Genomic DNA, 8,592 nt, shown 5'->3' with positions numbered 1-8,592 from the left:
TGTTGTGCCTGGGAGCTGAGATGAAACGCTCATGGTGGAAGTGTGTCTGGCTGCTGGTGGTTCTGGCAGTGAGTGTCGCCGGTCAGGCGCAGCAGACGGGAACGATTCGCGGTCTTGTGACGGATCCTGATGCAGCGGTGGTGCCTGGCGCGACGATTACCGCGACAGCGGCTAACGGAAAGGCTTTGACGGCGCAGAGCAAGGGAGACGGCAGCTACTCCATCTCCAACGTGCCGGCGGGCAGCTACTCGATCACGGTGACGATGTCCGGCTTCGGTTCGTTCGTGCGTCAAGGCGTGCGTGTGGCCGCGGGCCAGTCGCTCAATCTGGACGTCAAGCTGGCGATCGCCGAAGCTAATGCTGAGGTGAACGTCACCACGCAGACCAACCAGGTCAGCGTGGACGCTGACTCGAATGCCAGCGCCACGGTCATCAAGGATAAGGACCTGGACGCGCTCTCTGACGATCCGGACGAGCTCCAGAACCAGCTCTCGGCCCTTGCCGGACCTTCGGCCGGACCGAACGGCGGGCAGATCTACATCGACGGCTTTACCGGCGGCACGCTGCCTCCGAAGTCATCGATTCGTGAGATTCGCGTCAATCAGAATCCGTTCTCGGCAYAGTACGACAAGCTGGGCTTCGGTCGCGTTGAGATCCTCACCAAGCCGGGCACGGATAAGTTCCGCGGCAAGATCTATGCGACAAATCTGAATGATCTGTCGACGATCTGCGCTCCGGGAACCGTCGGCTGCCTTACCGGCACCTACGCCGGCAGCGCGATTAATCATCCTCAGAAGCGGTGGGAGATCAGCCCGCGCGTCGACTTTGCTCTCTCTGACAAGAACACCCTGACCATCCGTTTCCAGCACGAGCAGGGGACTAACAAGAACAACAACATCGGCACGTTCGTTCTGCCTACACGCGGACAGAACTCGACGGCCCAGGAAGATACCATCCAGATCAGCGACTCGCAGATCATCAGCCCCAAGGTCGTCAACGAGACCCGTTTCGAGTGGCAACGTACGAATGCGGCTGCGACTGCTCTGAATCCAAGTCTCGCCGGCCTCAATGTCTCAGGCGGTATGAGCACCGGCGGCTCCACCAGCGGCAACTCCAATGTGACGGATAGCCACTTCGAGCTGCAGAACTATACTTCCATCGCTCTGCAGAAGCACTTCTGGCGGTTTGGCGGGCGCCTGCGTACTACCGAGGAGAGCGCTTACTCGACGGCTAACGCAAACGGTACATTCACCTACGCCACCATCCAGGACTACGCAGCTGGCCATGTCAATCAGTATGCGGTTTCGACTATCAACCAGGCCACTGTCTCCTCGCGTGTGACGGACGTTGGTCTTTACGTTGAGGATGACTGGAAGATCCGTCCCAACCTGACGCTCAGCGCGGGCATGCGTCTCGAGACCCAGAATCAGATCGATTCGAATCACGACATCGCTCCGCGTGTCGCGCTCGCCTGGGGTATCCCGAACAAGCACGGCTCGCCCAAGACAGTCGTCCGCATCGGATACGGTATCTTCTACGACCGTTTTGACCTCACGCAGGTCATGAACGTTGTCCGCCAGAACGGCACCAATGTTCAGACCACGACGTTCAGCGCACCGCAGGGCGGGTATCTCAATTGCGGCCCCAGTAACCCGCAAGCCTGCAGCAGCAGCAGCGGCACAGGCGGGAAGAATACGGTCTACACCATCGGGGATACCCGCTCGGCATACATCATGCAGTTCGCGGGTGGCGTCGACCAGCAGGTCGGCAAGGCCTCCATCTCGGTGAACTACCTGAACTCGCGTGGTGTGCACCAGTACCTGAACCGCGCCTTCGCCAACACTGCCACCAACATGATCAACTACCGCTATGATTCTGGCGGCGTCTTCAACCAGAACCAGATCTTCGTCAACGGCAACATGCGGCTGAGCAATACCGTCTCGCTCTTTGGCTTCTACTCACTCAACTACGTCAACGGTAATGCGTCCGGCGCCACGTTTATTCCGTCGCGCGCGACGGATACGAAAGCCGACTACGGTCGCACTCAGTTCGACGTGCGCAACCGCATGCTGATGGCCGGTAACATTAACTTCAAACACGGCTTCTCGGCCAGCCCGTTCCTGGTGGCAAGTTCAGGAAACCCGTACAACATTCTGGCCGGCAGAGACCTGAACGGCGATTCGGTCTATAACGACCGTCCGGCATGGGCCAACTCGGGCAGCGCCAACCTCGCGGGCGCCTGCACCAGTGCCGYGGCTCTGCAGACGGGGGGCGGCCGTGGCCAGGGTGGTCCGGGAGGTGCTGGTGGACCGTTTGGCGGAGCCAGCTCCGGCCACAGGTACACCGTCAACTTCGCTATCCAGGCCAACAACCTCCTGAACGTGGTGAACTACGGCTCTCCTGTCGGCACGGTGACCTCGCCGCAGTTCGGCCGGTCGAACTCGATCGGTGGCGGCGGCTTCATGGGCCCCGGCGGTTCCAGCAACGCAGTACGCCGCCTCACCCTGCAGATGGGCTTCAACTTCTAAACGCAATCGAAGTGAATAAGGCGCGGCTATCAGCCGCGCCTTATTCACTTCAGGGCGCTGTGTCTACGGAGATTGGGCTAAGCGGTCTTCTCTATCAGGTCGATGTTTGTAACCGATCCTTCGGGGAAGTCGACCCGGAGCTCAAGTGTGCCGCCTAGCGCTTCGACGTAGCTTCGCAACGTGCTGATGTACATATCGCTGCGGGCTTCGATCTTTGAGACCGCACCCTGTTCGATGTTCATTTTTGCTGCAACTGCCGCTTGGGTGAGATGACGTGCTTTGCGCAGCTTGTCCAATGGCATTGCTGCGATGTCTTCGGCGAGTTGCTTACGCAGGCGCCCCTGAACGTCTGCGGGTAACTTTGAGCGAAGTGCCTTCCAGGTAGTAGTCGCCATTTGCTGATTCCTCAACCGAGCTGAGCTCCTGCATGCTCACATGCTTCTGAGTTCAATATCGTTTTTCTACTTTCTCCAGACTTTTCAGATGCTCCGTGTAGAGGCGTTCAGCTACAGGGAGCATCTTTTCGTACCACCGGCTATCGCCAGTCTTATCACCGCCCACTAGCATTAAGGCGACGCGACGTGGGTCGAAGGCAAAAAGCATACGGTAAGGGCGGCCTTCGTGCTGCGCCCGCAGTTCTTTCATGTTCGGGAAGATCGAGCCCTTCAGAGTATCTGCGTGAGGGCGCGAGAGCGAAGGCCCAAGCGCTTCCAGCAGATTGATAGCCCGGGCAACGGATTCCTGTTCCTCGACGGTAAGGCTGACCCACCATGCTTCGAACTCTGCGGTGATCTCAATTTCCCAACTCACTGATAAATTATGTACCGTAATATATATTCCATCAAGTACATAATTGAACTGAGATGCCGGCTGCAGTCAAGGTGCGGCTCGGGAGCTAGAGCATTTCTCCTGTAGGTGTAGTGTAGGGATTCGTTATCTATGGGCGTTTTCCGCAATGAAAACGCCGCTGCACTCCCCTTCCGGGCTACCCAGCAACAGGAGAAATGCTCTAACTCCTAGGCCACCACAACAGTCTTCCGATTCATAAACTCGTGCATTCCCACGGCTGAAAGCTCACGGCCGAAACCCGACTGCTTTACACCACCGAACGGCAGGCGCGGGTCGCTGGCGACCATGGCATTGATGAAGACTGAACCCGCCTGCAGATCGGCGACAAAGCGCTGCTGTTCGACCGGGTCGTGGGTCCAGGCAGAGGCCCCAAGGCCGAAGGGCGTGTCGTTGGCAACCTCAATCGCTTCGTCCACCGAGTGGACGCGGAAGAGCAGCGCGACCGGACCGAAGATTTCTTCTCGATAGACCGGTGCGGTACGCGACAGGCCAGCGATCACGGTGGGTTCGAAGTAGTTGCCCTGGTCCACCATCATGCGTTCGCCGCCGGTGATGAGCAGAGCTCCGGCGTCGATACAGGCCTGCACCTGGGCTTGTACCTCTTCAAGGCCTTTCGAAGTTGCCAGCGGGCCGACGTCGGTCTCATCGAGCAGGGGATCGCCGACCTTCAGGTTATCCATACCGGCGGAGAAGCGCTCCTGGAACTCGTTGTAGATGCTCTCGTGAACAATAAAACGCTTAGCCGCGATGCATGACTGGCCGTTATTGATGGTGCGCGCCTTGATGGCGGTGTCGATCGCAACGTTCAGGTCGGCTGAGGGCATCACGATGAACGGATCGGAGCCGCCGAGCTCCAGCACGGTCTTCTTGATCAGCTTGCCTGCCTGTGCGGCCACGGCCGAGCCGGCGGGATTGCTGCCGGTCAACGTGATGGCGGCGACCCGCGGATCGTCGATGACCTTGGCCACGTCAGACGACTCAATGAGGAGCGCCTGAAAAACGCCACGCGGGAAGCCGGCGCGGCGGGTGAGAGCCTCAATCGTGAGAGCACACTGGGGCACGTTCGATGCGTGTTTCAGAAGACCGGCGTTGCCTGCCATCAGCGCCGGAGCCAGGAAGCGGAAGACCTGCCACAGAGGAAAGTTCCAGGGCATGATGGCGAGGACGACGCCCAGCGGATCGAAGCGGACGTAGCTGCTGGAGGCCTCGGTCGGGACCGCCTCGGACGTGAGGAATTTAGCGGCGTTCTCGGCATAGAAGCGGCAGGCGGTGGCGCACTTCTGTGCCTCGGCGCGGGCAGCACGGATGGGCTTGCCCATCTCCAGCGTCATCAGGCGCGCCAGCTCTTCCGTTTCATCTTCGATAAGAGAGGCCAGCTTACGCATGCAGAGCGCGCGATGCTCCAGCGGCACCTCCTGGTACGCCTTCCACGCGGAGGCGGCGAGGGCCAGTTTGGCTTCCAGTTGTTCCGGGGGCAGGGCATCGAAGTGCCGCAGCGTTTTTCCTGTAGAGGGATTAATGGAGAGAATTGGCATGCGCGTCTGTGTTCCTATTGTGCCGCAAGCCGTGCCATGGCGGCTGCAAGGACGCTAACTCCGGTGCCGATTGCCTCTGGAGAGRCATACTCATCCGGGCGATGCGAGACGCCGTTGCGGCAGGGAATGAAGATCATCGCAATGGGAGAGAGGCGCGCCATGAAGAGCGAGTCGTGGTACGCGCGGCTCACCATCTTCTTGTATGGGATCTTCGCATCGCGGCAGACCTCTTCCAGCGTGGCCACGATCGTGGCATCGCTGGTTGCCGGCGGGTCGGCATTGACCAGCTCTTCGCGGATAATGACACCACGTTTCGCCTGGATGGCGGCGATATCGCGGCGGACGGCTTCGATGACAGACTCGCGGCGTGCCGGATCGATATCGCGCAGATCGAGTTCCAGCGTCACGCGGCTGGGTACTGAATTCACCGCGCCGGGATGGATCTGAGCCGTTCCCACCGTGCCAACCGTATCGATCGCGCCGGTGGCCAGAGTATTACGCTCGACCGAGAGGATAACCTCGGCGGCGGCGCAGAGCGCGTCCTTGCGATTGGGCATCAGCAGCGCCCCCGCGTGTCCGCCGAAACCTTCCAGGTGGAACTTATAGCTGGCAGGCGCCGCGATGGCGGTAACGATGCCGATGGGCAGGCCCTCCCGCTCAAGCAGCGGGCCTTGTTCGATGTGCAATTCCAGCCAATGTTGGTAGTAACCGGCGGGCAGCTTCACGGTATCGAGACCGCCAGGGAAACCGGCAGCCGTACGGACCTCTTCCAATGTGCGCTCGTGTTTGTCGAGGAAGGCATCGGCCTTTTCCGGTGAGAGAGTGCCCGACAACAGGCGCGAGCCAAGACAGCCGATGCCGAAACGTGTCGGCTCCTCGGAGGTAAACATCAGGAGCTCGACCGAGCGCTTTGGTTGGAAGCCCGCCTCCTTCAGCGCGCGGATCGCTTCCAAACCGCCAAGCACGCCCACCGTACCGTCGTACATGCCGGCATAAGGGATCGCATCTGTGTGCGAGCCGGTACCGATGGGCGCAAGTGTCGGGTCAGAGCCTTCCCAGCGGAAGAAGATATTGCCGACAGCGTCGCGGCGAATGCTGAGGCCGGCCTTCTCAGCCAGCGTCTCCAGGAAGGTCCGCGCTTCCAGATCGGTGCTGGTGAAGACGACGCGTGTGACTGCGGTGCCTTCCTCGGAGGGGGGAGCATCGGAGAAGCTGGCGAGGTCTTCCAGCTCCGACGACAGACGGTCAAGGTTGACGGCGATCTTCATGCGAGCGGGTGCCGGTTCCAGTCTTTGTAGATGAGGTATTTTGCCGGTTCTTTGCCAAGCGCTCCGAACCACTGCGGGCAGTACGGCGCCATGTAGATGAAGTCGCCCGCAGTCACCGGATACCACTGATCGGCGAGCTTGTAGATGCCTCCGCCGGTCATCATCAGCAGGCCGTGTTCCATGACGTGAATCTCGGTCTGCGAGAGCGCGGCGCCGGGCTTGTAGCTCATGGTGTTGACGGCGAAGTCGAAGCCCGTATCGCCGGCCARTAGCGCGCGCACCTGTAGATCTTCATCACCGTTCAACGCGCTGGAAGCAACTTTGGTCTCATCCCCGACCAGAAGCGCAGGGCCTTCTACACCGTCGATCACCTGGTATTTCTTTTCGATGACAGCAAGCCTTGCCGGCTGTGTGCTGGTGATGCTGTGTTCAAGATCTTCGGGAATGTAGGCGTATCCGTTGGCGTTCAGCGTGTACCGCCGGCCTTCGGCTACCAGGCAGACGCTGCCTTCGAGCACGTAGAAAAAGCGCTGTGCGGCCGCCTGGCCGAGCAAGCCGTCAGCGGCCATCTCCGCCGTGTACTGGGTAAAACCGGCGCCTGCGGCCGGCGAGACGTGCACGATGGCAACCGCGTTGTGCATTCCCGGAAAGGGGGAGCGAATGAAGCTGTCCGGCGTGAGCAGAAAGTGATCACCAGCGGTGCGGCTGCGAGAGTGTCCCAGGTTAAACATCGGCGATGCGCTCCAGAAACCGGAGTCCGGTTTCAAAGGCTAACTGTACATCGTCTGGGCGCACGGTTTCATCAGGATGGTGGGAAAGACCATTTGGTGTCCGTAAAAAAAGCATGGCCGCCGGCAGCTGAGGAGCGACGACCATGGCGTCGTGGCCGGCTCCGCTGGTCATGGAAAGTGGATTGCACGGTGCCGCTGCTTCGGCAAGCAGGGTGGTCAGCTTCGGGTCCATGGGGACAGCCGGCTGATCGAGCTTTGCCGCGAAGGAGACAACCATGCCGCGCCTCTGGGCAATGGCGTGTGCGGCTTTCAATAGGCTCTCCACGCCGTCATGGCGTACTGCATCATCCGCATGGCGGACGTCGAGCGAGAGAACGGCCTCGCCGGGAATGACGTTGCCTACACCCGGGTGTGGCGAGAGCTGACCGACGGTTGCTACCAGGCCTGGAGTGTTACGGCCCAGCCTTTCGGTGGCGAGGACGAACTCGGCGGCAGCAGCCAGAGCATCATGGCGCAGATGCATCGGCGTGGTGCCCGCGTGGTTGGCTTTGCCGGTAAAGACAAGCTGAAGCCGCGACTGGCCGATGATGGCGGTAACAACCCCGAGCGAGCGGTCTTCATGCTCGAGAACAGGCCCCTGCTCAATGTGAAATTCCAGATAGCCGAAGTGCCCGCTGTGCAATCGGGCATCGCTGCGTTCGTCCGGATTCAAGCCATAAGCGGTTATCGCTTCCCGCACGGATGTGCCCTTGCCATCAATCCGCGCCAGCAGATCATCCGAGAGTTCGCCAGTCAGTGCCTTGCTCCCGATGAAAGGGAAGCCGAAGCGCACACCCTCTTCTTCACTGAAGGCAATGAGCTCGAGGTGAAAGGGCAGCGGAGCCGCCTCTTCCAGGAGTGCCAGGCCAAGCACGATGCCGAGCGGACCATCGAAGGCTCCGGCATTGGGAACAGTATCGAGATGCGACGCAAGGATGAAAGTACGGTCGGTCTCGATAGCAGCCGCACGCACAATACGCAGGTTTCCCGCGGCGTCATAGCGCGCGGTGAAGCCCTTAGCCGCAGCCCAGGCCATCAACTGTTTATTCGCGCACCGCATCGCCGGAGAAAGATACGTCCGCGTCGTCTCGCCGGCAACATCAGTGATGGCGGCGAGTTCGCGGCAGCGAGAGAGAATGAGATCGGAAGTAGACATGCTAGTTGCTAAAGTGTCTCGGCAGTTCAACAAACCCCTACTCTGGGTGCCCCATTCACGCGTAGCGTGAGTGGGACTGGTGAGCCCCAAAACCTAAATGAATTCGAGCTGTGCTCGAATATCCCGCCCATCGCGATACCACCCCAACGAACGAGGTCCGTTGGGGACCCCGATATGCGATGGATGGGGCACCCAGTTTCAGGGGCAGTTCGTCGATACTCCCTAGTCGTTTGATTTGCCACTGCGCGTATAGAGAAATCTGCTTTACTCATTTTCCTAACCCGGGTGCCCCACCCTCGCGGAGCTAGGGTGGGAGGATAAGTACAACACGCGATCTGCTGAAATCAACCAGGAACTAGCAACCAGCAACTAGCAACTAGAGCTTGTTCGCACTACATGCGAACAAGCGTCGCCGCTATCGTCCCATGGGGTTCGTCCGTCGGGACGAAGATCTCGTTATTGTTCTTCACGCCGAAGCGGTCGCGC

General features: G+C 60.0%; 7 protein-coding genes. 1 reads left to right on the top strand and 6 read right to left on the bottom strand.

The features are described from left to right. A partial coding sequence (locus tag AB4043_RS10830; protein WP_442307042.1) for a TonB-dependent receptor domain-containing protein occupies positions 1-2,528 on the top strand: 2,528 nt, incomplete at its 5' end. Positions 2,529-2,605: 77 nt separating this feature from the next. Here AB4043_RS10830 and AB4043_RS10825 read toward each other — a convergent pair. The 6 genes from AB4043_RS10825 to AB4043_RS10800 form a co-directional block, all read right to left on the bottom strand. Beyond that, positions 2,606-2,923 carry an XRE family transcriptional regulator gene (locus tag AB4043_RS10825; protein ID WP_442300565.1) on the bottom strand — a complete coding sequence of 106 codons (318 nt, stop codon included), beginning with the start codon at positions 2,921-2,923 and terminating at the stop codon, positions 2,606-2,608. A 52-nt stretch (positions 2,924-2,975) separates the two neighbouring features. Continuing rightward, positions 2,976-3,338: a type II toxin-antitoxin system RelE/ParE family toxin gene (locus tag AB4043_RS10820; RefSeq protein WP_442300566.1), complete on the bottom strand. Its 363-nt coding sequence runs from the start codon at positions 3,336-3,338 to the stop codon at positions 2,976-2,978. Between the two features lie 206 nt (positions 3,339-3,544). Then, positions 3,545-4,912 (bottom strand): NAD-dependent succinate-semialdehyde dehydrogenase, encoded by a 1,368-nt coding sequence (locus AB4043_RS10815; protein ID WP_442300567.1) that lies wholly within the window; start codon positions 4,910-4,912, stop codon positions 3,545-3,547. Between the two features lie 14 nt (positions 4,913-4,926). Continuing rightward, on the bottom strand, positions 4,927-6,180 hold the full coding sequence (locus AB4043_RS10810) for a M20 family metallo-hydrolase (RefSeq protein ID WP_442307041.1): 1,254 nt from the start codon (positions 6,178-6,180) through the stop codon (positions 4,927-4,929). Further along, positions 6,177-6,911, bottom strand: a complete 735-nt coding sequence (gene allE, locus AB4043_RS10805) for a (S)-ureidoglycine aminohydrolase (RefSeq protein WP_442300569.1) — start codon at positions 6,909-6,911, stop codon at positions 6,177-6,179. The genes AB4043_RS10810 and allE overlap by 4 nt, the downstream gene beginning before the upstream one ends. Further along, complete coding sequence (locus tag AB4043_RS10800; RefSeq protein ID WP_442300570.1) at positions 6,904-8,106, bottom strand: allantoate amidohydrolase; 1,203 nt, start codon at positions 8,104-8,106, stop codon at positions 6,904-6,906. The genes allE and AB4043_RS10800 overlap by 8 nt, the downstream gene beginning before the upstream one ends. Between the last annotated feature and the right edge of the window lie 486 nt (positions 8,107-8,592).

The organism is Terriglobus sp. YAF25, from assembly GCF_052113305.1.
Taxonomy (GTDB): Bacteria; Acidobacteriota; Terriglobia; order Terriglobales; family Acidobacteriaceae; genus Terriglobus.
This window is presented reverse-complemented; position numbering and strand designations above follow the sequence as displayed.